This is a genomic window from Bacillus cereus (assembly GCF_002577405.1).
GTDB lineage: Bacteria > Bacillota > Bacilli > Bacillales > Bacillaceae_G > Bacillus_A > Bacillus_A cereus_AU.
On sequence record NZ_NULR01000001.1, the window covers coordinates 303,988 to 327,047 of the forward strand.

Genomic DNA, 23,060 nt, shown 5'->3' on the forward strand with positions numbered 1-23,060 from the left:
ATTTTTTAAAATCTGCTATTTCTTTATGTTCATCAACAATTCTTTTCTTCTTAAAAAATCCTATTCCTAACAAAACGAGTTCTAAAGATTCTTTCATAGCTGTTAAAGCACCAAATCCGTTGAATTAACAATATGAATTCCATATGTTAGTTTTAATTGCTCAAATGCTTTTTCTGTTTCCTCTTCATAACTAGGAATAGGGCTCATACAATCATTTAATAGATAAATATTGGAGGTTACAGAACGGTCATCTGTATAATGTTCAACAATTTGCTTTACTGATTCTAAGACACAGTGAGATTTGGCTTCTCCTGCAATAATAATTTTTTTGTAAGATTTTAATGAATTTAAAAATTCATAATTCCCTTCATCGCCCACTGCATATTCAGGCTTAATCATCCCATACATTTCACTTAACGGATTTTTTCCCTTTACGATTTTTTCTATTTTGGTGTTTCGAGCAATAGAGTGGAAATGAATCATATTAGAAAATTGACCTTCTAATGCCGCCCCATTAGTTCCTTCAATGCAGTGATACGTCCAAATACACAGTTGCTTCTTACCTATTTTTTCGAGATTACGCAGATAGTCTAAGCTTTCTTTTTGCTTTTCCACCGCTATCCAAATCCCCTCCTCTACATCATCTACTGTAATAATAGTAAATGGGACTGGGTGATTCCCTTCTCTATCCACCCACCAACTAGGGTGAAAAATTTGATGTAAGTCATGTGTATCTAATGACACTGCGATAGTGGTAATTTTATTTAAGTTCTTATAGATAAAATTTGTGATATTTCGAATATCTCGATGAGAATTTGTAACCCCTAATTCTCCGTTCTCCATAAAATCATTTTGAAAGTCAATCCCAATAACCATTACTCGTTCCTTATCTTCGCTCGCAGGAACTAATTCCTCTGCCTTTGCCAAAACAAGTAAATCATTTAGTTTCATTCTGTTTGTTCTACCAATTTCATCAATCCTAACAATGTCATCAAATCTTGTCTTCAACTTAATTCATCTCCTATCTCAATGTTTTTTAATTTGCAATTTAGGATACTACTGTGCAAAAAGGAAACAGTTTCAACACAGAAACATACGTTCTGTTTAACTGCGAAAAAAATAGCTCATTCTAGAGTCTGTTTTTATGTATATAATTATCAAGGTTTAGTCACGCCTCATTAAACTACAACAACATTTACTGTAACAACAATATACAAAACACTGATTAGTTGTTCTAAAGAGTCTTTTCAGATTCTGTTATTAGCTAAATAATTTCTTTACTTTTACATACATATTTTAACATTAGTGATTAATAAAAGCTAACCATATCCTTCAATTGCAAACAGATAGTTACTTGAAGGATTATTATGAGATATTACTGTAATAATAAGCTTTGAAGGGAAAGTGGATTCCTAATATTCATAAACAAATATCAGTACATACACCTACAAGATGAACTTCTTCTATTCCTCTTTCTCTAAGCTTCATCTCTAAATTTGTTCCAGCAAATGCACTATATCGTGTTTTGTCCATGTAATTTACATTCTCAGCATTTTTATTTTTTTCGTATACATCTTGTAATTCACCGAATAAGTCTCTTCCATTTGTACCTGCTATATTATGAGGAGGGAATAACTTCGCTTCAGGATGATATACATCATTCACTTCGTGTTTATCAATCGCAAACATTACGTAATCTCCATTTTCAATGAATTGCTTCGTTATATGTACAATTTCTTTCTCAATTTCTTGGCCTGGTTTCCCGCAAGTTAAGGCACCTTTTTCAGCTACAAAATCATATGTATAATCAATGTTTATAAGAGCTCTTTTCATAACTACAATCTCTCCTTCTTCTGTTTCACAGTAAACAATAGAAAATTTGTTATTACGACATCCTATGTACTATTCGACATTTCAAATGAAATACCTACATTTTTCTTGTAAAACTTACCTCAATCCGAGTTTATCATAAAACCGATAAATAAAGACAAAACATACTGTCCCTATTAGCATATCGTGGATTTGATAATTGAGCGTAATTTGAATAACCTCTTGTATAGTAAACCAACTTACTGACATCATCATACTAATCAAGACGATACGAACAAACCGATTCACATCTTCAACTTCTTTCTCCGCATAGTAGTAATAAGTGATTTCTTACTACTTATTACTACTAGAAAGCGAAACAAAAAAGCACACTACTTTTTGAGTAATGTACTTTTTATTCCTCTTAAGACGCAGGCTTCGTTTCAAACGTCGCTTGATTAAAGCTAATGACTTTTCCTTTCGGGTCATTGTTTTCATACTGAACTGCAGTAATCGTATGACTACCTGTCTCAAGAGTCTTTTCTTTTAATTGTACTGTTGTCTGTGTTGTACTAGTTACTTGATGTTTATCTGCATACACTTGGTCTACAAAAACGAATGTTTCTATATCGTTTTGAAAATTAGAAAGTTCTAATTCAACTTGTTGAATTAAAGTATCCTTTTTGATGAATACAGTTGGTATATTCCCATTTTCAGAAGTACCATCTGGTGTAATTATTTTTACTTTTCCTTCTCCAACTGGCATTGTTCCTTCAGGAAATACAATCATATTCTCATCACTTGCATTTACAACTTGTTCTTCCTGATTTGACTGTGCATCCTCTTTTTCCTTTGGAGCACCACAGCCTACTAATAACAATACAGACAATCCAGCGATTATGAATTTCTTCAAAATTCATCCCCCCGGTAATTTCATTATAATTTATTATACAAAAATAACTTTAATATTTTCAAACTAGTTTTCAACACTTTCATGAACAAATACTAACTTGCTCACGATTACTGTATCATACTTTCCTTAATAGAACATTAATTTTTTGTAAGCAATAAATAGAAGTTCTTCCTTATTCATCATTTTAGCCCAAAATCGCACCAAAATATCCAAAAAAATAAAAAGACATCGTTACAATGTCTTTTTTATCTATTATTTAATAAATGTTGTAATCTCATCTACTTCTTTTCGAGAAAGTTTCTTCGGCTTATCTTTCGGAAATCCGAGTGAAATAACCATATTTATTTGTTTTTCAGGCTCAATTTGTAAATATTGTCGCAGTTCATCTTGAGCTAACAATACCGGTCCTGTCATCGGACAAGTGCCAAGTCCTTTCGCATGTGCCGCTAACATTAAGTTTTGTGCCGCTAAACAACTACTCTTAATCCCTTCTTCTTCCCAAACTGAATCAGGAACGAAGGCAATTGGATCAAATATCTTTTCGCGAAACTTTGATTCATATGGCGTTGCCAAACATACGATTAATACTGGCGCTTCAGAAAAAGCTGTCGCATACGGTCCGAAAGAACGTGTAAGTAATTTCCCTGCTTTCTCTTCTCCATTTTCTGCTGCTTTTGCCGCAAGTTTATGTAATGCATCCCATGTCATTTGTTCAATTTCTTTAATTTTCTCTCGATTCATAATAACCAAGAACTCCCACGTTTGTGAGTTCGTATCGCTCGGTGCGTAACGAGCACAATCAATTATCTCTTTTATATCGCTAATAGATACTTCTTGTTCTGTAAACTTTCTAACGCTTCTTCTTCCGTGAATTACTTCTTTAAAATCTGCATAATTCATACATTAAATCCCCTTTTTACAGCGTTTTCAAAACTTGTCCTATGGTTGAATTATATCATGAAAAAAAGCTGGGGGAATACCAGCTTTTTTCTTCATTATTAATTGATCACTTTAAACAAACTAATACTTTCCTCATATGCAGCTTGTAGCTTTTTCGTAATTGGCCCTCTTTCGCCGTTTCCAAACTCCTCATCACCAATTTGAACAACTGGGAATATTTCAAGTGGTGTCGCTGTAAAGAAACATTCGTCAGCCTCGTATACTTCTTGTAATGAAAATTCTCGTTCTTCTACTTCAATATGTAACTCTTTTGCCAATGTAATAACGTAGTGACGAGTAATGCCATGTAAAATAAAATTATCAGCCGGATGTGTAATCAATTTATTATTTTTCACCATAAAGAAATTTGAATGACACCCCTCTGTTACAATTCCATCTCGAACTAATATCGCTTCTTGATAACCTTGTTCGTTTATTTTATTTTTAATCATAATATTAGGTAACAGGTTTAAAGATTTTATATGACAGAATTTCCATCTTATATCCTCTTCTACTGTTACCTTGATTCCTGCTTCCATTAACGAAATCGGCCTTGGGAACGAAACAATATTTGCAAAATATGTCGGTTGTAAATCTTTTTCATATACATGATTACGTGGTTGTGCTCCTCTTGATATTTGCAAATACACATTCCCATCTTCTTGAAATTGATTTTTTTCAATCATTTGAAGCAATTCTTCTACTAACTCTTCCTTCGTAAACGGTGGAATTAGTTTTATTTCTTCCATTGAATTAAAGAATCGCTCCAAATGTAAATCTAATAAATGAGGCTTACCACCGTATAGTCTAAATACCTCATAAATACCCTCACCAAATTGGAAGCCCCGCTCTTCTAACGCAACCATCGGCTGTTCTTCCTTCGTATTTATAATTCTTCCATTAAACAAGATCCAATCTTTATGAGTAACCTTCATTCTTTCCACCCCTTTTATTCATAATTGATTTAATTGTACAACTTATACCAACTCAGTTAAAGGAATTTTCTGTATTCTCCCACCAATAAAAAAGTACATCACCTGGCACGAAGCGAATAATAGACACTTTAGAGTTTAATTTATCTCCTAACTTCTCTTTCATCCCCCACTGATTATTAGCCTTCACCAATCGGGTTTTTACGGGCAGTTGATCTCCCACTTAACCTCTGTGCTCCAGCTGAATTTTGAAGCGGGATAAATAAAAAATTATGATACTAAATAAAAAAAACCACCTTATGTAAGGCGGTTTCTATCATTTTGCTTTAACCAATTTAAAATAAATATATATGATTGATAGTGAATATAACGTATGCAAAATAAAATAAATAAAAGAGCTATTCCAGCACCACTATACAATAAACCGAACTTTAAAAAAATGTTCAAAAGTGGTGGGAAGTTTGTTATATTTTGTAATGTAACAAGCATACAAAACAAAAGGAAAAATACAGGGACGTATTGTATTTCATATGGTTTTCTTTTCTTATTCATTCTGTTCCGAATGTATTTATGGCTTAGTTCTGCTACTATAAAACATCCTCCAATTAATACAAGACCAGAAGTCATCGTCATACATCCACCTGCCTTATATTTATTTTATCGCATAACTAATCATCGTTATATTTTCTTCACATACATTTCATCTACCTCAATAAAACCAAAGCTCTCTATGAAAGATGTAGCTTGTTCTGTCAATTGCTCTTGTAATACTTTTATCTCTTTTATGCCCCTTTGTTTCATCATTTCTTCCAATGTGAAATACGTATTTGTGCCATAACCGTAACCTTGATAATCAAAATGAATAATTAATTGAGATAAAATGGCATTTTCCTCTTGAACACTATAATCTATTACACCGATATATGTATCATCAACTTTTACACAATACTGTACCTTTTTCTCACCTAAACTATGCGAACCGAACATTTCTTTAACAACGCTTTCATTTTCTAAAGTTACTTTCTCAAACGTAATCATATGTTGTCCATCCTTTTACTATTATTGTATCAATAATACGTTCTATTTATGAAAAAAACCTTAAGATCATATACAATCTTAAGGTTTTTCTTATTAAACTAAGCTATACGCACGTTTTGTTTCTTCATGGAACTTATTCGTATCGTATTTATGTTCAACATAAATTTGATGCCATACCATAAATGCAAGTACAGTCCAAATTTTACGGCTATAATCGCCTTTATCTGCACAATGTGCTTCCAGTAAGTTTAATACATACTGTTTGTCGATTAAATGCTCTGTTTTACTTTCGTTGATAATATTTATAGCCCAGTCATGCATTTCGTCTTTTAACCAATGACGAATTGGTACTGGGAATCCAAGTTTTTTACGATCTAACACGTGATCTGGAACAATTCCGCGTGCTGCTTCACGTAAAATAGCTTTCGTAGTTCCGTTAGCAATTTTAAATTCAGTCGGAATTTTAGATGCAACGTCGAACACTTCTTTATCTAAGAACGGTACACGAAGTTCTAATGAGTTCGCCATTGTCATTTTATCAGCTTTTAATAAAATGTCACCGCGTAACCATGTGAACATGTCAATGTACTGCATTTTGCTTACATCATCATAATCTTTAATTTCGTTATACAATGGTTTCGTGATATCCATATAGTTAACACTTTCATCGTAATACTTCATTAATTCAGCTTTCTCTTCTTCACGGAAGATTTTCGCATTTCCATAGTAACGCTCTTCAATTGGCGTACATCCACGCTCTAAGAAGCTCTTTCCTTTAAACCCTTCTTTAAGAGCACCACTTAATGCTTTTAGAACGCTCTTACCTGGGCTAGGAATATAAGAGAACATTTTTAGTGAGTTTGGCTCACGGTAAATGTTATAACCACCAAATAGCTCGTCTGCACCTTCACCAGAAAGAACAACTGTTACATATTTACGTGCTTCTTTCGCTACGAAGTACAATGGTACAGCTGCTGGATCTGCTAAAGGATCGTCCATATGCCAAATGATTTTTGGGAATTCATCCATAAATTCTTTCGCTGAAATAAATACGTTATGATTTTTAACGCCTAATTTTTCAGCAGTTTCTTTTGCAACATCAACTTCGCTGAAACCGCGTTGCTCAAAACCAACAGAGAATGTTAATAGATTCGGATTCATTTCTCTTGCAATAGAAGCAATAATAGATGAATCGATACCACCAGATAAGAATGAACCTACTGGTACATCACTGCGCATATGCACTTTTACTGAATCGTATAACACATCACGAATTGCTTGGACATGCTCCTCTTTCGTTGCGCTTGAAGCGTTGAAATAAGGTTTCCAGTAGCGATGGATTTCCATCTCTTTACCGATTTCTTTTACGAAGTAATGACCAGGCTCGATTTTATTAACATCAACTGTTAATGTTTCTGGCTCTGGACCATACTGGTACGTAAAGTAATGTTGTAGTGACTTTGGATTAACTCCTTTGTCTTCCATTACATGCATAATACTTTTCTTCTCAGATGCGAAGAATGTAGTATCACCTTGTTGCGCGATATATAATGGCTTAATACCGAAGTGGTCACGCGCACCGAATAGTTTCTTTTCTTCACGATCCCAAATCATAAACGCAAACATACCACGAAGGTAATCTACACATTTTTCTTTCATATGTGCATACAATGCAATGATAACTTCTGTATCAGATTGCGTTGCAAAAGTTGCACCTTTTTCAAGTAACATTTCACGTAATTCTACATAGTTGTAAATTTCACCATTAAAAATAATTACATATCGATCATTTTCATAAGTTAGCGGCTGATGTCCTGCCTCTAAGTCAATGATACTTAAACGGCGGAAGCCAAATTGTACATGTTCATCACGAAAATATCCTTCGTCATCTGGACCGCGGTGGAAAATCATCGTGTTCATATTTTCAAATTGATGTTTTTCTGTTTCTGAAAACCCTCTAGGGTTTTCACATAAACATCCTACAAAACCACACATACTTCTTACCCTCTTTCGGTTTTCATTCTGTCTCTATACTACTATATCAACCCTATTTATACTAGCATAATCAACTGAATATGGCGACCAAAAACTATAAAAAAATCACTCCATTTCACATTTTTAACAATTTTTTATGAAAACATGAAAATTAGGCAATCACCTTTCTCCGCTTTTGTCATATGATATTTCAAATTGATTTCTAGGAGGGAATACCATGAGTGAAGAAAAAAAAGATTCTTCTCGCCCACCAGTTCGCAATTATTTAAAGCAAATTGATGATTTCTTTGAGCAGACACCACTTCGCAATGTAATCGCTGATTTAAATCATTTTTTCCAAAAAGGAAACCGTTTATTAACATTCCCTGTAGATTTATATGAAGTTGGTGAGGAACTCGTTGTTACTGCTGAACTACCAGGTATACAAAAAGAACAAATTCAAATTGAAATACAAAGTGAATACTTAAAAGTCTCTGTGAAAGAAGAAGTACTTGAAGAGACAGAAGAGCAAACATCTCATAACTATTATCGCCGAGAACGGTCCATTTCAGAAGCATCAAGAATGATTAAGTTACCTTATTTAATTAATAAAAAAGCAGCGAAAGCTTCTTATCAAAACGGTGTGTTAGAAATTCGTGCACCAAAACTTCCGCAGCAACATGACACTTTATCCATAGATTAATGTAAAAAAAGAAGGGTGCTTTAATCTGCACCCTTCTTTTTATTCTGCTAATCGCTTCATATCACGTATAATGTCCTCATACGGCGTATTACTAATACCATTATACTTTTTCATTACTTTTCCGTTTTGATCAATTAAATAAAATGATGTACCATGCATAACTTGACCATTCTCAGGTTTATCTACAAGTGTTTGGAAATTATCTTTTGCAAACTTTGTAATATCTTCTAACGAATAACCTGTTAACAGGTTCCAGTTACTTGTATCTTCTGTAAACTTTTGAATGAAAGCTTTCAAGTTTTCTGGTTTATCAAGGTCAGGATCTACGCTAAATGATACAAACTGAACATCTAATTTCTCTTCCTTCGCCATTTTCTGTAATTTTGCCATATTAGCAGTCATTGGCGGACAAACTGTTTGACAGTTTGTGAACATGAAATCTGCAACCCAGACTTTCCCTTTTAAATCTTTTGTACCAAATTGTTTTCCGTCTTGATTTGTAAATTGGAATGTTTCTAAGTCCCAGTTTAACGGTTTACGAAGCTTTGAGCCTGATTCACTACATCCAGCAAGTAAAAAGAGACAAAATACAACCATAAGACCAATTATTTTTTGATAACGCTTCATTTATAAACCTCTTTTCTCTATCCTAAATTTAAATAGGTTATGTTTATCATAACAAAAGTTAACACTACGAGAAAATTGTTTACTTCATTTGTTCACGAAATCGTACGAATTTACGTATGTTACTTCTTTATTTCAAGCGAATTACTAGACAAAATATATTTTTTCACTATTATCTCTCGAAATAGTATTTGCAAAACTAATTTTATTGTTAATTTTGTAAATACACCCCCCTATTTTTTAACAATTCCTTTAACATTAATCCATGTTTTTCGCTGTATTCCTTAACAACATTTCGGTACAATACAAATACAACGATTTTAAATGAGGTGATGTTCATGGCAAAGCGCTATGAAAATATGGATAATGTTAGCACAAAAAAAACAATTCGTTCTTTTTTACGATGGCGTAAAGAACGAAAGCAGAACAAAAAAGATTTTTCTTTCTTAGTAGAACAATCACCCGTTAAACAAAGTGCATTTTTGCAAAGTAATATTACAACAACGACTGTCACATGGATTGGGCATTCCACTTTTCTTATCCAAACGAATGGACTTAATATATTAACAGACCCAGTATGGGCCAATAAATTAAAGCTAGTTCCAAGACTTACAGAACCTGGACTTTCTATAAAAGAATTACCTAAAATTGATATCGTCCTTATTTCACACGGTCATTATGATCATTTAGATTTTTCAACACTTCGCCAGCTAAATGATGATGTTCTATACCTTGTACCTATCGGACTAAAAAAATTATTTACTCGTAAAAAGTTCACAAAGGTTGAAGAATACAACTGGTGGGAAAGCATAACCATTAATGAAGTAGCTTTCCACTTCGTCCCTGCACAACACTGGACGAGAAGATCCTTATTTGATATGAACACTTCCCACTGGGGTGGATGGATTATTGATAATACGAACACGACAGAAACCATTTATTATTGCGGTGACAGTGGCTATTTCCAAGGCTTTAAAGAGATTGGTAAGCGATTTTCAATTGATATTGCTCTTATGCCAATTGGCGCTTATGAGCCAGAATGGTTTATGAAAGTATCTCATGTTTCACCCGAAGAGGCAGTGCAAGCTTATTTAGATTTAAAGGCTACGCATTTTATTCCCATGCACTACGGAGCTTTCGCACTCGCAGATGAAACACCTCGTGAGGCAATAACTAGACTTCGAAACAACTGGAATTTACGTATGTTACCATGGGAACAACTGCATGTTCTCTTTTTAGGCCAAACTTTCACTTACAATAATGCAACAAATGATAAACACGTAAATGAAAAAATTGAAACGGTACACGTATAACGGAACTACTTATTTCTTGCACCCATCATATACTATAGAAAATCATAAAGGGTGTTTTCTATGAAAGAATATTTGCAGACTCGCTATATCATTAGCGGTAGTGCCTGTATAACCCTTCTTATTTCTTACTTTCTCTTCACATAAAGTGAAGGCTAATAATCGGGCTTTTATGGGCAGCCCGACCCCCACTTAACTTCTTTGCTTTCGCTGAATTTTGAGGTAGGGGGTCTTACTGCCCACAAATAGAGTAATAAAAAAGCTACTTGAAATATATTTCAAGTAGCTTTTTTATTACTCTGCTAAATACATAAATCCGATTGCACCCGGACCTGTATGAGTACTAATAACTGGAGTTGTATAGAAAATTTCAGATTGTGCGAATCCACTCGCTTTTTCAATCGCTGCTTTCATACTTTCAGCTAAAGGAATTGCTTTTGCATGGGGAATCCCAACAGCTTTTATAGACTTCCCTGCTGTATCTTGTTCAAATATTTTAGTTAGTGTCTTTACAACCTGCCCTTGACTACGAACTTTTGTCACAGGATTGTATGCTCCACCATCAAGGTTTGCAATTGGTTTGATATTCAGTAAAGAACCGATGAACGCTTTTCCTTTACCAATACGTCCACCTTTCACTAAGTTCTCCAATGTATCTACGACTACATATAGGCGAGTATTTTTTCTCACTTCTTCAATTCGCTTTAAAATATCTTCTAGTGAGCGCTCTTCTTTTGCCATTTTTGCTGCTTCAATTACTTGATATGCTAATGCATGGCTAATGAACTGAGAATCAACAACTGTTACTTTTGTATCGGTCATTGATGCAGCACTATTTGCTGTTGCAACAGTACCACTCATTCCACCTGTCATATGGATGGATAGTACTTCGCTCCCATCTTCCCCTAGCTTTTCGTACATTTCTACAAATGTACCCATAGCTGGTTGTGATGTTTTTGGTAATTCTTCTGATTTTGCCATCTCTTCAATAAATTCATCTGGTTGTAGATCAACGCGATCTAAATATGTTTGTCCATTTACAGAGATTGATAATGGTAGAACATGAATGTCATATTTCTCAATTACCTCTTGTGATAAATCTGCCGTTGAATCTGTTACAATTTTAATTTTTTGCATATTATATTCTTCCCTTTCCAATACGCTCTCCTTGTTATTATACTAGTATTCCCATTGCTTTCAACAATTTGGAACGAAATTTCATCAAATTAATTATATTTTTATATCTAAAATGAAAAAGACAGAGTTCCTAACCCTGTCCCTACGCTGTATTATGCATTTTTTTCAAGAGTATTTGTTTTATATACATTTAAATAATCATTCCACTTCAAACAATTTTGCAAATATTCACGGAAAGAATACGAAAATCTTGGTTGCTTTTGTTTTTGAATTTTTGCGATAAATAATTGAAGACGGGACTGAATTAGAAACGATAATGGATGCTGCGCCTGTAGGACAGGGATTTCGAATATTTTAATACAATCCCCTGTTGAATGAGTGAAATAAAAACTTTTCGTAATCACAATATCAATCCTCTTTTTCATTGGATTTTTGAACTTCCTCTACTTTACGCTGTAACACGTTGTTTATAGTGGAGACTCTATTGAATACAAAAATACCCTTAGACAATTCCTGTAGTCCTTATGGTTAAAAAATCTATGCTCTACTCATCTCCACCTAATCCATTCCCTGTCCTAAATATCCTTTGAGACGGGAATCTCATTATCTGTAAATTACTTAGTAAATTCAGTATAAACTTATAAAAGCGCAAAGTTTGTCTAAATTTTGGAGATTCTATAATTTTTTTCTTCTTTATATTGTATACGTTTATAGCTATAGTATAACAACTAAATAAAAAAAGTGCCTTTATAACGAGGCACTTTTTGAATGTATTTCTTCTTCTCTTTTCTTTTTTCGCTTACTAACAATTTTTGATAAAGCGATACTAATTTCATAAATACAAATAAGCGGTACCGCTACTAAACTATGTGATAAAAAATCAGGTGGTGATATACACGATGCGATTATAATCAAAGCTACATAAGCATATCTTCTTATTTTCACAAGAAATTCTGCTGTTAAAAGTCCGATACTCGTTAAAAACATCACCACTACAGGTAATTCAAAAATCACAGCAAATGGCACTGTTAAATTAAGTACAAAATGAAAATATTTTTCTGTAGTAAACATCGTATTAAACATTTCATTACCTATCGTAGTTAAAAAATGAAATAGAAACGGCATGACAATGAAATATCCAAAACATAAACCTGCGATAAATAATATGGACAATACAGGTATATACATCACCGTCATCTTTTGTTCATTTGGATGTAAACCTGGTTTTACAAATAACCAAATTTGTATAGCAGCAAAAGGAATTGTACACACAATAGCAAACACTGTAGCAATTGAGAAAAAAATCCACAATACATCACTTGGACCGAGAACAGTTAATTTCATTGGTAAATCTTTTACTAACCAAAAATAAATGTCCTTCGTAAAAGCAAAACCAATAATTAAAAATATCACAAAGGATACAACTGTATAAATTACTCGTTTACGAAGCTCAACAATATGTTCTACTACGCTCATTTCTCGATCTTCCATCTCGTTCACCACACTTTATTTATCCATTACAAGGAACATTCATCACATTTTTTCCTTCTTTTCCTTCTCTTCAAATGCGTCATCTGTCAATTCTTTCGTTGATTTTTTAAATTCTTTTAACGTTTCCCCTAAAGCCTTCCCGATTTCTGGCAATTTTTTAGGGCCAAATAAAATGAGTACAGCTACTAAAATTAAAATTAACCCTGGAAAGCCAATATTTGAAAACATTTCCCCATCCCCTTTTTTAGTAGATTCCTTGTCCTACTATTACATAATTTTATTTTGTCAAAAAAGTTTGAAAACGTCAACAAATCCATCGTCTTTTGTCAAAAAAATTCAAAAATATAATCAATTATACAAATTTCATTTTCTATTGCCCTTGTGTATGATATGGTAAAAGAAACGACATATTATTTTATAATAGTAGAAAGGATTTGCATTATGACTAAAAAAATGACACGAATGACCCAATTTGTGAAAGAAGAAATTGCAAATGCAATTACACATGGTATCGGTGCCATTTTAAGCATCCCTGCCTTAATCATATTGATTATTCATGCTTCAAAGCATGGTACCGCATCTGCTGTATTTGCATTTACGGTTTATGGTGTAAGCATGTTTTTACTGTACTTGTTTTCAACATTGTTACATAGCATTCACCATCCAAGGGTAGAAAAATTATTTACTATATTAGATCACTCAGCCATTTATTTATTAATCGCTGGCACGTATACTCCCTTTCTACTTATTACACTACGCGGAACATTAGGCTGGACGTTACTAGCTATTATATGGACACTTGCAATCGGAGGTATTGTCTTCAAAATTTTCTTTGTACGTCGCTTTATAAAAGCATCCACTATATGTTATATCATTATGGGTTGGCTTATAATTGTTGCCATTAAACCACTTTACGAAAATTTAACTGGACACGGTTTTTCACTACTGTTAGCAGGCGGTATTTTATATTCTGTCGGGGCTATCTTCTTTCTTTGGGAAAAGCTTCCTTTCAATCATGCCATTTGGCATCTTTTCGTTTTAGGTGGTAGTGCAATGATGTTCTTCTGCGTACTCTTTTATGTCTTGCCTGCAGCGTAATAAAAAAGGTTTCAGCTTTATGTAAGCTGAAACCTTTTTTACTACTTATGTAATTGTGATGCGATAACATCCTGTGTATGCTTCGTTAATTCTTTAATATCCATATTTGCATACTCTTCAGGTGTAATCGGCTTAGAAATTGTTACGATTGCATGCGCTGGTTTCATACGATTTCCATTCGCTTCAAACATTTTATATGTACCATCTAACGTTACAGGTAAGATTGCTACACCAGATTTTACTGCAAGGTGAAAACTACCAGCTTTAAACTCTCCTATTTCGCCGCCCTTACTTCTCGTTCCTTCTGGAAAAATTACGATAGAATGTCCGTTCTTTAATAACTCGATTCCATCTTTAATTGCTTTAAGAGATTGACGACGATCATTACGATCCATAAATACACAATTCATAAGTTCCATCCAAGTTGGTACAACTGGAAACTTCTTAATCTCTGCCTTTGAAACAAATCCAATTGGCTTATTTAAGTAACCTAGTAAAACAGGAATATCCATATTACTTTGATGATTACTTACAACGAGTACTGGCTTGTCTTTCGGGACATTTTCAAGTCCTTTTACTTCTACTGCCCCTCCAGCTACACGTACCATTTTCTTACCAAACCAGTTTGTTGTTTTATACACAACACTATCTTTTTCTTGCGGTGACATCGTACTTACTTGTTTTTTAAGACGCCACATTCTCGGTGTAATCGCAATTACGATTAAAATTAAATAAAAGATTTTAAAAAACGTTTGAATCATACAGAACCCCCACCTATTATCATTCCGACCTTCATTATACTAGACAAACGAAGGAAAAAGAAGAAAAAATGTCCAAACAACAAGTGCTTGGACATTTTTTAAGTATTCTATATTAGAAACGTTTTGCTAATTCACGCGCATTAACAATTGCTACTTCTTTAATTTCTTGTGCTTTTTCAGGGTTTGCATTCATACCTTCAACCGCAATATATTCAGTATCATTTACACCGATGAACCCTAATACTGTTTTTAAGTGATTGCGACCGAAATCTACAGCTGCGTATGCTCCTTCAGAATAAACGCCGCCCGTAGCTTGAATGTGAAGTGCTTTCTTACCTTCTAATAAGCCAACTGGACCGTTTTCAGTATATTTGAAAGTTTTACCTGCGATCGCTACGTTATCTAAGTATGCTTTTACTACTGGTGGATAGCTAAAGTTCCACATTGGAGTTACGAATACATAACGATCTGCATGCATAAATGTTTCTAAGTTTGTGTTCATTGCTGCAACTTTTTGCTGTTGCACTTCAGTTAAAGTTTCAAAGCCTTCACCTGCCGCGAATTTACCCCAAGCAGCAAATACATCTGCATCGATTGCTGGTACAGTAGTATTGAATAGATCAATTGTTACTACTTCGTCTTGTGGATGCTCATTTTTATACGATTCGATGAAAGCTTCTCCTACTGCCATTCCGAAAGAACCTTCTGCTGAATTTGGATTTGCTGTAATAAATAGTACTTTTGTCATTGTATTCTCTCCCTTATTGCAATTTATCTTTAATTCAAGATTTATAATTCACAAGTAAATAACTTACCTTATGTAAGTATAATACAAAAAGTTATACTCGATGTCAATAAAAAATAGCTACTTTTTTTTCGTAAGTTAATAAGTTATGTAGTTTCATTTTACCTTCGTATATAAACATTAAGATTTTAACCAAATAAAAAACTACCTCCATATTTTATGGAGGTAGTTTTTATCAATTTCTATTTTTGAAAAACATGTTTCACTTTTTCAGCAGGAATATTACTTCCGCCCCTACCTTTTACATCTTCAATCATCATTGTAATGACCATATCAGGTGCATTTAAATCAAATGCAGCGAACCAGCCTAGTTCTTTCCCTTCGGCCTCTTTGGATACTTTTAATTCTGCTGTACCTGTTTTTCCAGCAAGAGTCATACCATCAATTTTAGCAATTTTCCCAGTACCATCTGGATCATTAATTACTTTAGTCAAAGCATTTTTTAATATATCCTGATTTCCTTTTGAAATGACATTCTCTTTCCAAACTTTTGGTTGTTTATCCGTTTTGATAATGTATGGCGAAGGTATATTTCCATCATTAACAATTGGCGCATATGTTAATGCTAAATGAAGAGGAGTCATTAACACTTCTCCTTGTCCATATCCTGTATCTGCCATTTGAATATCATTTTTAATGCCATCATTTGCAATTTTAGAAGCAGGGAATCCATATTCAATTGGTAATTTCTCATCGAATCCGAACTTTTTCGCTTCACTCATAAATTTGTCTTTTCCAATTTTCAAAGCTTCTTGTGCGAAGTAAATATTATCCGAGTATTTCATTGCCTTATCAAAATCAATTGGATTTGCATCTTTCACTCGTGTTACATAATAATTACCCCAAGAAGAATCCTTCGTCCATTTCAATCCTTCAATTTTCAATTCTTCTTTTGGATCAATCGTTTTCGTTTCAAGACCGATTGCAGCTGTAATTGGCTTAAATACAGAACCTGGTACCGATAATTGTGTGAATCGATTCGTCATAGGTTTTTTCGGATCATTATTCCAAACTTCACGTTGTGCTTTTGATGTTCCTCGTGCAATTAAATTAGGATCATAAGCCGGACTACTTACAAGAGCAATCGTTTCTCCGCTTTTCGGATTAATTGCAGCACTAGATCCAGCCTCTCCTTTCATCTCATTATAAATTTTTTCTTGAGTAGCACTATCAATGGTTAAAGTTACATTTTCTCCATCAACAGCATCTGTTTTCGCTAAATTTTTTATTTCTTTTCCTTGCGCATCTTCCATGAAGACACGGCCACCTTTTTTACCACGCAGCTTTTCTTCCAACACTTGCTCTAATCCAGCCTTACCAACTGGCTCATCAGCTTGATAGCCTTTCTTTTGTAGCGTTTTTAAATCTTCAGCATTTACCTTTCCGATATAACCAGTTAAATGAGCTGCAGCTTCCCCTAACGGATATGTACGAACATTTACAGGTTTTGTTGAAACGCCTGGTAAATCGATGTATGTATTTTGCGTTGCCCCTTCAGGCAAAATTCCAATTGGTACGAGATAATTTGGTTTTACCCATTTAGCAGCTAGTTTTTGATCAATTTCTTCTACAGACATATTTAACAACTTCGCTACTGTTTCTTTCGTTTGTGGAGCAGTATCGCCTAATTTTTCTGGAACGATTCCAATTTCAGAAGCTTTCCCATTCGTCGCAAGACCTTTTCCGTTACGATCGTAAATTTCTCCACGTTTCGGTTGCGTCGTTTGCATACGCACTTTACTATCTTTCGTCATGCCAGGGAAAATGAAATCAGGAGTCCAATCTATTTTCCAAGATTCTTTATCTCCATCTTTCTCTTTCACCATTTTTGCTTCATGTCCAAAAGTGATTTTACCACCAACTGTATCCATGCTTACCTTAAAAGGAACAGGGCCTTCATCTTTCTTATCTTTTTTTACTTCTCCGGTTTCTATTTTTAAGTTTTTCACTTCGATACCAGAATAGATTCTTTCATATTTCTCCGTAAACTCTTTCTTAGAAATATCTTTTTTTGCATTTTCTGATAATTGATCATACATATCAGCAAATTTTTGTTCATTCCATGCTTTTGCATATGTATCAAATACTTCTTGTGGTTTTTCTTCTTTACCACATCCAACTAACATGAATGTTAGACAAAGAAAAAGAATCCCCCATATTTTTTTCACTCGATTCTCCTCCTCTTTCAATTTTGCATACCTCTAATAATTTTAGCATATTTTACATGCTATCTTTTATTATAGCACTATCAAATCTCATCTATAAACTTATATTAATGAATACAAATAAAAAGATTGATGTGAATTCTCACATCAATCTTTTTTATTATTGTTTTTTCTCATATACATGGTAATAATACGTATACGGATTTTTTTCATCTGTTAAGCCTTTCTCTACAAAAATCTCTTTCCAATTTGTCATATCCATTTCTGGGAAGAATGTATCTCCTTCAAATGCATAATGGATTTTTGTTATATATAACTTGTCTACATAAGGTAAAAAGAGATCATAAATTTGCGCTCCACCAAAAATAAAAATCTCTTTTTCATTTTTACATAGTTCGAATACTTCTTCTACAGAATGAGCAACTTCACAACCTTCAACATGATACCCTTCATTACGAGTTACAATAATATTACGTCTTCCAGGCAACGGTCTACCAATCGCTTCATAGTTCTTTCTTCCCATAATAAGCGGGTGGCCCATCGTCGTTTTCTTCACGTATTGTAATTCACTCGGTAAACGCCAAGGTAAGTTATTATCTTTACCAATTACTCTATTCTCGTCCATTGCGACCATAAATGAAACAATCATCTTTTCATCTCCTCTACAATTACACTGCAACCGGTGCTTTAATTGCTGGGTGCGGATCATATCCTTCAATAGTTAAATCTTCCATTTCAAAATCAAACACAGATTTTACATCTGGATTTAATGTAAGTTTCGGGAATGGACGTGGTTCACGTGCCAATTGCTTTTCTACTTGTTCAAAATGATTTGTATAAATGTGTGCATCACCAATTGTATGAACAAATTCTCCTACTTCAAGACCACATTCATGTGCAATTAAATGCGTTAATAATGAATAGCTGGCAATGTTAAATGGTATTCCAAGGAAAATATCACCACTTCTTTGATATAGCTGACAAGAAAGCTTTCCATCTGCTACATAAAATTGGAATAGTGTATGGCAAGGTGGTAAAGCCATACTTGGTACATCTTCAGGATTCCAAGCTGAAACAATTAAGCGACGTGAATCTGGCGTTTTCTTAATCATTTCAATTACATCTTTTAGCTGATCAAGCGTTTCACCAGCTGTCGTTTTCCAAGCACGCCATTGTTTTCCGTATACGTCTCCTAAATATCCAAATTTCATTGAGAACTCATCGTCTTCTAAAACGTTCTTTTTAAACAATTCCATTTGTTCATCGTATTGCACTTTAAATTCCTCATCTTGTTGTGAGCGAAGACCGAAATCTGTCATATCAGGGCCAGTATACTCATCGCTTTCTATCCAGCTCTTAAACGCCCATTCATTCCAAATATTATTATTATGTTGCAATAAATAACGAATATTTGTATCACCTTTCATAAACCAAAGCAGTTCACTTGCTACAAGGCGAAATGGGACTCTCTTTGTCGTTAATAAAGGAAATCCTTTACTAAGATCGAAACGCATTTGGTATCCAAATACAGATACAGTACCTGTCCCCGTACGATCTTCTTTCTTCGTACCGTGCTCCATTACATGACGGCATAAATTTAAGTATTCATATTCAGCATGTTTCATATGTAGGAAAACCTTCTTTCAATCGTATATGCAATTTATCATAACATGAAAAAGATCGAATTTAATAATCCAAATTAATAAAAATTCTTTCAATGTTTCTTACAAATTTATTAACTTTCCAGATTTAAAAAGGGTTTCATTTTCTATTACCGAAAGTATAGTGCGGTAGAACAAAATTTATATTTGGAGGTTAGAAGTATGTCTAAAATTGAAACTCCTGTTATGACTTCTTTACAAACAACAGTCGAAAAAATGATGAAAGACTTAAAAGTTCCTGGTACTGCTGTAGCTGTTATAAAAGATGGTAAAGTTATTATTTCAGAAGGTTTCGGCTATCGTAATATAGAGACAAAAGAGCCTGTTACACCAAGTACTCGGTTCGCAATCGGTTCCTCAACGAAAGCTTTTGGCACACTTTCATTAAGCTTGTTAGCACAGCAAAAAAAGTTTAATTGGGATACCCCTGTCCAGTCTTATATACCTACCTTCTCTTTATCTGAAATACTAGCTAGTTCACAGGTTACAGGGCGTGATTTAGCTTCCCACCGCACTGGAGTAAGTCGTCATGATGCCCTTTGGTACAGTTCTTCCTTATCTCGAAAAGATATAGTAGAAAAAATAAAACATTTATCACTTGATGCACCGTTCCGCACAGCATTTCTATATAACAACTTAATGTATGCAACAATTAGTTATATTGTGGAAAACATTACGAATCAAACATGGGAACAATACGTTACAGAACATATTTTAGAGCCTTTAAATATGGGGCAAACAAACTTCTCTGTTACAGATTCACAAAATACAGATGATTACGCATTACCTTACACTGATGATCATGGTGAAATAAAAGAGATCCCATTCTGAAATATCGATACAGTTGGAGCTGCCGGATGTATTAACTCTACAATTGAAGATATGGCAAAATGGGTCCTGCTTCATTTAAACGAAGGAAAAATAGAAAATCATGATTTGATTTCTACTGAACTACTCCAAGAAATGTATACACCGCATACACCAATCCCGGATCAGCCGATATTATCAACAAGTGAGTCACCAGTAAATAGCTACGGACTAGGTTGGTTTATTAGCGCTTACCGCGGTTATAAACTTATTCATCACGGTGGTAATATTGATGGATTTTCTGCACTTGCGTCATTCATACCAAATGAAAATATCGGAATTATCGTGCTAACAAATTCTGGACAAACTTTACTCCCTACCTATATTACAAAACATATATACGACGAACTTCTCGGACTTGAATATATAAATTGGCATGAACGTGCTGTAGAAGATAGTGAAAAAATGAAAGAAATGATGAAGGAGACATTGGAATCACTTCCTGAAGCAATAAATGGGACTACACCTTCTCACAAATTAGAGGACTACACCGGTACTTTTGAACATCCTGCTTATGGAGCATTACAAGTATATAAACGAGAGGATTCGTTATATGTACAATTTATGGAGATGGAAATTCCATTACAGCATCATCACTACGACATTTTCTCCGCACCAGTTGACTTGTTCCAAATGAAAATGAATCTATTATTTGCTTATGAAATGAATGTAAGTGGTGAATTCCCATCCCTTCAGTTACATGTACCTGCTATGTTAAGTACACAGCCACTTGCATTTATGAAAGTTAAATAGTTCATTTAATAGTAATCAAAAAGTAGGTGTGAGAAAACACACCTATTTTTCATTTATCATTTCACTATCAAACCAAATTGGCTTCGATAACTCAAAGTTTTTATGGTCCTCTAAAACAATAGTTAGGCGTTCTAACATATCATCTAACATATGCGGCGCTGCTCGTAAGCACCAGACAACTGATGAGAAAACTGTCATGCCAACGTATACCGCATATAATCGCCAAAACTCCTCCGGTATTTTCCCGTTATAATATCCCGTAATTTGTCCGATGGAATACGGGATACTAATATCCCTTGCAAATAGTGCAATTTTTACGAAATCATGAAGTGGGTCGCCCCAATCATAGCCATTAAAATCAACAACACCTACATATTTCGCATCACGTACAATTATATTCTCTAAATGAAAATCATCGTGTTGAAAACGATTTGGGCGGTTTTGTAAATACATTTCATTTTCATCTATAAACTTTATGATTTTATCATCATTTTTTATTTTTATTCCACATGTTTTATATGCCTCTAAATATTTCCGATGTTTTTTCATTGCTCTTCCATACCACGGAAGGATATCATTAGGAGCTTCATATGTATGCATTTTGGCTAAATCTTTTCCTGCTTCTATACCAATCTCATATTGTTCTTTTGACGTATATGTAGGCAACAGTTTCTTCGCATCTTCTCCTTCTAAATAGGAAAAAATACTATAACATAAACCTTCCTCTTCCAACAAACCGATTTCAATTGGCTTTTGTGCTTGCACACTACGATTTTTCATTTCATATAAAATTTGAAACTCTATTTTCTTTCTTTCATACTCTTTTATATCACCTGTTCGTAGCAAATATTTTTTATCATCAGTAGTCGTAATAATGTATTTTTTATCAGGAGAGAAACCTTTCGCGATTTCTTCAACATTTACTGCATCTTTTACTATTTGTATATTGTTTTTCCACCCTGTAATTGTCTTCATATATTGTCCCCTTACATTTCTGTATTCGGCGTATACGCTACTTCTACAATAAATCCATTTGGATCGTAAAAGTCGATTGTATAGTATCCATCTGAATAATGATTCATTTCAATCGGACCACGTATTACTTTCACTTTCGTACTAAAAAGAAACTCTGCTACTTCATCAACTACACCTCTATGAATAGCTTGATAACAAATATGTCTTGGTCCTAAAGCATTTACAATCTCCTCCTCTATTTCTTTAAAATAAATTTCATTTTCTCCCGTACTATATGCTACTTCGTTTAACTTTCTCCATCCAATTATTGAAAACAAAATATCATAAAAAGAAATGGATTCCTCTAAATCCTTTACCCAAAATTCAATATGATGAATACCTTCTCAAAGTGTACTCATACTAAGAATGTGCCCCCTGTACGACTTGCACAATTTCCATTGGTGTATGAACCATATAATCTGGTGCATCTTTTTTTACTGTTTCAATGACATCATATCCCCAAGATACCCAAATTACGTTCACACCGGCCTTTTTACACGCTGCTACATCTCGCTGTTCATCACCGACGTATAACATATCTTGCTCTGTTATTTTTTTCGATTTTAAAAATCTTTTTATCATTTTATCTTTACCGAACAAATTTTTAGAACAATACACTTCTTGAATATTTTCGATACCATTATTGTGTAAAAATGCCCGAATATGCTCTTCTGAGTTCGATGATATGACTGCAATTCCGTATCCTTTTTTATGTAATTCATCTAATACATCCTTCATTCCATGAAATAAAACAAGTCCTTTTATAGCAGGTTGATATAATTTATAAAACTCTAACGCTAAAATAGGAAGCTTATAAAGTGGTACATCAAGCTTTTTACACCTCTCAGACATAGTCAATTTCCGTAAAGGCTCAATTTCTTCTTCACTAACTGTCTTATAGCCATGCTTTTCAGCAAGTTGATTATAAATCGGAACAAATATATTTTGTGAATCTACTAATGTGCCGTCAAAATCAAAAACAATATATTTTTGCATCCCCATACTCCCTTTTCTTCTTTTTTCTAAACATATGTTATTCAACAACATAGTTGTCTTACCCTTTTAC

23 protein-coding genes and 3 pseudogenes are annotated in these 23,060 nt (G+C 33.9%); 4 read left to right on the top strand and 22 right to left on the bottom strand.

Going from position 1 to position 23,060, the window contains the following annotated elements:
* Positions 1-102 precede the first annotated feature (102 nt).
* The 9 genes and pseudogenes from COC96_RS01575 to asnB all read right to left on the bottom strand — a co-directional run bounded on the left by COC96_RS01575 (position 103) and on the right by asnB (position 7,626).
* The gene (locus COC96_RS01575; protein WP_098768154.1) at positions 103-1,008 is read right to left on the bottom strand and encodes a hypothetical protein; all 906 of its coding nucleotides are present in this window, start codon (positions 1,006-1,008) and stop codon (positions 103-105) included.
* Positions 1,009-1,422: 414 nt separating this feature from the next.
* A pseudogene (locus tag COC96_RS01580) lies at positions 1,423-1,833 on the bottom strand (cysteine hydrolase family protein); the annotation flags it as partial.
* Positions 1,834-1,947: 114 nt separating this feature from the next.
* Positions 1,948-2,141 (bottom strand): annotated as a pseudogene (locus COC96_RS27835) (hypothetical protein); the annotation flags it as partial.
* Between the two features lie 92 nt (positions 2,142-2,233).
* Complete coding sequence (locus COC96_RS01590) at positions 2,234-2,722, bottom strand: hypothetical protein (RefSeq protein WP_098266683.1); 489 nt, start codon at positions 2,720-2,722, stop codon at positions 2,234-2,236.
* 252 nt (positions 2,723-2,974) lie between these two features.
* On the bottom strand, positions 2,975-3,622 hold the full coding sequence (locus tag COC96_RS01595) for a nitroreductase family protein (RefSeq protein WP_097905139.1): 648 nt from the start codon (positions 3,620-3,622) through the stop codon (positions 2,975-2,977).
* Positions 3,623-3,720: 98 nt separating this feature from the next.
* Positions 3,721-4,596, bottom strand: coding sequence for a D-amino-acid transaminase (gene dat, locus COC96_RS01600; protein WP_098266682.1), 876 nt, complete (start codon positions 4,594-4,596; stop codon positions 3,721-3,723).
* A gap of 294 nt (positions 4,597-4,890) precedes the next feature.
* The gene (locus COC96_RS01605) at positions 4,891-5,220 is read right to left on the bottom strand and encodes a hypothetical protein (protein ID WP_088230373.1); all 330 of its coding nucleotides are present in this window, start codon (positions 5,218-5,220) and stop codon (positions 4,891-4,893) included.
* 51 nt (positions 5,221-5,271) lie between these two features.
* Positions 5,272-5,631 (bottom strand): GNAT family N-acetyltransferase, encoded by a 360-nt coding sequence (locus COC96_RS01610; RefSeq protein ID WP_098266681.1) that lies wholly within the window; start codon positions 5,629-5,631, stop codon positions 5,272-5,274.
* Positions 5,632-5,724: 93 nt separating this feature from the next.
* On the bottom strand, positions 5,725-7,626 hold the full coding sequence (asnB, locus tag COC96_RS01615) for an asparagine synthase (glutamine-hydrolyzing) (protein ID WP_098266680.1): 1,902 nt from the start codon (positions 7,624-7,626) through the stop codon (positions 5,725-5,727).
* A gap of 217 nt (positions 7,627-7,843) precedes the next feature.
* Between asnB and COC96_RS01620 the strand changes: the two genes are divergently transcribed.
* Positions 7,844-8,308: an Hsp20/alpha crystallin family protein gene (locus COC96_RS01620; protein ID WP_097905144.1), complete on the top strand. Its 465-nt coding sequence runs from the start codon at positions 7,844-7,846 to the stop codon at positions 8,306-8,308.
* 39 nt (positions 8,309-8,347) lie between these two features.
* Here the strand turns inward: COC96_RS01620 and COC96_RS01625 are convergent, their stop codons facing one another.
* Complete coding sequence (locus tag COC96_RS01625) at positions 8,348-8,935, bottom strand: SCO family protein (protein WP_098266679.1); 588 nt, start codon at positions 8,933-8,935, stop codon at positions 8,348-8,350.
* 335 nt (positions 8,936-9,270) lie between these two features.
* On the opposite strand from COC96_RS01625, the gene COC96_RS01630 reads away from it, so the two are divergent.
* Complete coding sequence (locus COC96_RS01630; protein ID WP_098266678.1) at positions 9,271-10,245, top strand: MBL fold metallo-hydrolase; 975 nt, start codon at positions 9,271-9,273, stop codon at positions 10,243-10,245.
* A gap of 291 nt (positions 10,246-10,536) precedes the next feature.
* Here the strand turns inward: COC96_RS01630 and COC96_RS01635 are convergent, their stop codons facing one another.
* From COC96_RS01635 to COC96_RS01655, 4 genes are all read right to left on the bottom strand, one after another.
* Positions 10,537-11,379, bottom strand: a complete 843-nt coding sequence (locus COC96_RS01635; protein WP_098266934.1) for a DegV family protein — start codon at positions 11,377-11,379, stop codon at positions 10,537-10,539.
* A 152-nt stretch (positions 11,380-11,531) separates the two neighbouring features.
* Positions 11,532-11,783 carry a DUF2535 family protein gene (locus tag COC96_RS01640; protein WP_141436467.1) on the bottom strand — a complete coding sequence of 84 codons (252 nt, stop codon included), beginning with the start codon at positions 11,781-11,783 and terminating at the stop codon, positions 11,532-11,534.
* Positions 11,784-12,126: 343 nt separating this feature from the next.
* Positions 12,127-12,870 (bottom strand): twin-arginine translocase subunit TatC, encoded by a 744-nt coding sequence (tatC, locus tag COC96_RS01650; protein WP_098266677.1) that lies wholly within the window; start codon positions 12,868-12,870, stop codon positions 12,127-12,129.
* Between the two features lie 42 nt (positions 12,871-12,912).
* A complete protein-coding gene (locus COC96_RS01655; RefSeq protein WP_000492440.1) occupies positions 12,913-13,098 on the bottom strand; it encodes a twin-arginine translocase TatA/TatE family subunit in 186 nt (61 codons plus the stop codon).
* Positions 13,099-13,311: 213 nt separating this feature from the next.
* On the opposite strand from COC96_RS01655, the gene trhA reads away from it, so the two are divergent.
* Positions 13,312-13,968 carry a PAQR family membrane homeostasis protein TrhA gene (gene trhA, locus COC96_RS01660; protein WP_098266676.1) on the top strand — a complete coding sequence of 219 codons (657 nt, stop codon included), beginning with the start codon at positions 13,312-13,314 and terminating at the stop codon, positions 13,966-13,968.
* A gap of 41 nt (positions 13,969-14,009) precedes the next feature.
* On the opposite strand, the gene COC96_RS01665 is transcribed toward trhA, so the two are convergent.
* From COC96_RS01665 to COC96_RS01685, 5 genes are all read right to left on the bottom strand, one after another.
* On the bottom strand, positions 14,010-14,729 hold the full coding sequence (locus tag COC96_RS01665; protein ID WP_098266675.1) for a lysophospholipid acyltransferase family protein: 720 nt from the start codon (positions 14,727-14,729) through the stop codon (positions 14,010-14,012).
* A gap of 112 nt (positions 14,730-14,841) precedes the next feature.
* Positions 14,842-15,477 carry an FMN-dependent NADH-azoreductase gene (locus tag COC96_RS01670; RefSeq protein WP_098768155.1) on the bottom strand — a complete coding sequence of 212 codons (636 nt, stop codon included), beginning with the start codon at positions 15,475-15,477 and terminating at the stop codon, positions 14,842-14,844.
* 239 nt (positions 15,478-15,716) lie between these two features.
* Positions 15,717-17,702: a penicillin-binding protein 3 gene (pbpC, locus tag COC96_RS01675; protein WP_098266673.1), complete on the bottom strand. Its 1,986-nt coding sequence runs from the start codon at positions 17,700-17,702 to the stop codon at positions 15,717-15,719.
* 157 nt (positions 17,703-17,859) lie between these two features.
* Positions 17,860-18,348, bottom strand: coding sequence for a dihydrofolate reductase (locus tag COC96_RS01680; RefSeq protein ID WP_098266672.1), 489 nt, complete (start codon positions 18,346-18,348; stop codon positions 17,860-17,862).
* Positions 18,349-18,367: 19 nt separating this feature from the next.
* A complete protein-coding gene (locus tag COC96_RS01685; protein WP_098768156.1) occupies positions 18,368-19,324 on the bottom strand; it encodes a thymidylate synthase in 957 nt (318 codons plus the stop codon).
* Positions 19,325-19,522: 198 nt separating this feature from the next.
* Here COC96_RS01685 and COC96_RS01690 point away from each other — a divergent pair.
* Positions 19,523-20,980, top strand: a pseudogene (locus COC96_RS01690) (serine hydrolase).
* 42 nt (positions 20,981-21,022) lie between these two features.
* On the opposite strand, the gene COC96_RS01695 reads toward COC96_RS01690, so the two are convergent.
* From COC96_RS01695 to COC96_RS01705, 3 genes are read right to left on the bottom strand one after another with little or no spacing between them, the layout of a single operon-like run.
* A complete protein-coding gene (locus tag COC96_RS01695) occupies positions 21,023-21,955 on the bottom strand; it encodes an aminoglycoside phosphotransferase family protein (RefSeq protein WP_098266669.1) in 933 nt (310 codons plus the stop codon).
* An 11-nt stretch (positions 21,956-21,966) separates the two neighbouring features.
* Positions 21,967-22,332 carry a VOC family protein gene (locus tag COC96_RS01700; RefSeq protein ID WP_142339941.1) on the bottom strand — a complete coding sequence of 122 codons (366 nt, stop codon included), beginning with the start codon at positions 22,330-22,332 and terminating at the stop codon, positions 21,967-21,969.
* Between the two features lie 22 nt (positions 22,333-22,354).
* On the bottom strand, positions 22,355-22,990 hold the full coding sequence (locus tag COC96_RS01705) for an HAD family hydrolase (protein WP_180234944.1): 636 nt from the start codon (positions 22,988-22,990) through the stop codon (positions 22,355-22,357).
* Positions 22,991-23,060: the final 70 nt, after the last annotated feature.

Bases quoted from the DNA above. Each gene is read 5' to 3' on its own strand.
- COC96_RS01595 (WP_097905139.1), bottom strand. From the start codon at position 3,622: ATGAATTATGCAGATTTTAAAGAAGTAATTCACGGAAGAAGAAGCGTT.
- dat (WP_098266682.1), bottom strand. From the start codon at position 4,596: ATGAAGGTTACTCATAAAGATTGGATCTTGTTTAATGGAAGAATTATA.
- COC96_RS01605 (WP_088230373.1), bottom strand. From the start codon at position 5,220: ATGACTTCTGGTCTTGTATTAATTGGAGGATGTTTTATAGTAGCAGAA.
- COC96_RS01610 (WP_098266681.1), bottom strand. From the start codon at position 5,631: ATGATTACGTTTGAGAAAGTAACTTTAGAAAATGAAAGCGTTGTTAAA.
- asnB (WP_098266680.1), bottom strand. From the start codon at position 7,626: ATGTGTGGTTTTGTAGGATGTTTATGTGAAAACCCTAGAGGGTTTTCA.
- COC96_RS01620 (WP_097905144.1), top strand. From the start codon at position 7,844: ATGAGTGAAGAAAAAAAAGATTCTTCTCGCCCACCAGTTCGCAATTAT.
- COC96_RS01625 (WP_098266679.1), bottom strand. From the start codon at position 8,935: ATGAAGCGTTATCAAAAAATAATTGGTCTTATGGTTGTATTTTGTCTC.
- COC96_RS01630 (WP_098266678.1), top strand. From the start codon at position 9,271: ATGGCAAAGCGCTATGAAAATATGGATAATGTTAGCACAAAAAAAACA.
- COC96_RS01635 (WP_098266934.1), bottom strand. From the start codon at position 11,379: ATGCAAAAAATTAAAATTGTAACAGATTCAACGGCAGATTTATCACAA.
- tatC (WP_098266677.1), bottom strand. From the start codon at position 12,870: ATGGAAGATCGAGAAATGAGCGTAGTAGAACATATTGTTGAGCTTCGT.
- COC96_RS01655 (WP_000492440.1), bottom strand. From the start codon at position 13,098: ATGTTTTCAAATATTGGCTTTCCAGGGTTAATTTTAATTTTAGTAGCT.
- trhA (WP_098266676.1), top strand. From the start codon at position 13,312: ATGACTAAAAAAATGACACGAATGACCCAATTTGTGAAAGAAGAAATT.
- COC96_RS01665 (WP_098266675.1), bottom strand. From the start codon at position 14,729: ATGATTCAAACGTTTTTTAAAATCTTTTATTTAATTTTAATCGTAATT.
- COC96_RS01670 (WP_098768155.1), bottom strand. From the start codon at position 15,477: ATGACAAAAGTACTATTTATTACAGCAAATCCAAATTCAGCAGAAGGT.
- COC96_RS01680 (WP_098266672.1), bottom strand. From the start codon at position 18,348: ATGATTGTTTCATTTATGGTCGCAATGGACGAGAATAGAGTAATTGGT.
- COC96_RS01685 (WP_098768156.1), bottom strand. From the start codon at position 19,324: ATGAAACATGCTGAATATGAATACTTAAATTTATGCCGTCATGTAATG.
- COC96_RS01695 (WP_098266669.1), bottom strand. From the start codon at position 21,955: ATGAAGACAATTACAGGGTGGAAAAACAATATACAAATAGTAAAAGAT.
- COC96_RS01705 (WP_180234944.1), bottom strand. From the start codon at position 22,990: ATGCAAAAATATATTGTTTTTGATTTTGACGGCACATTAGTAGATTCA.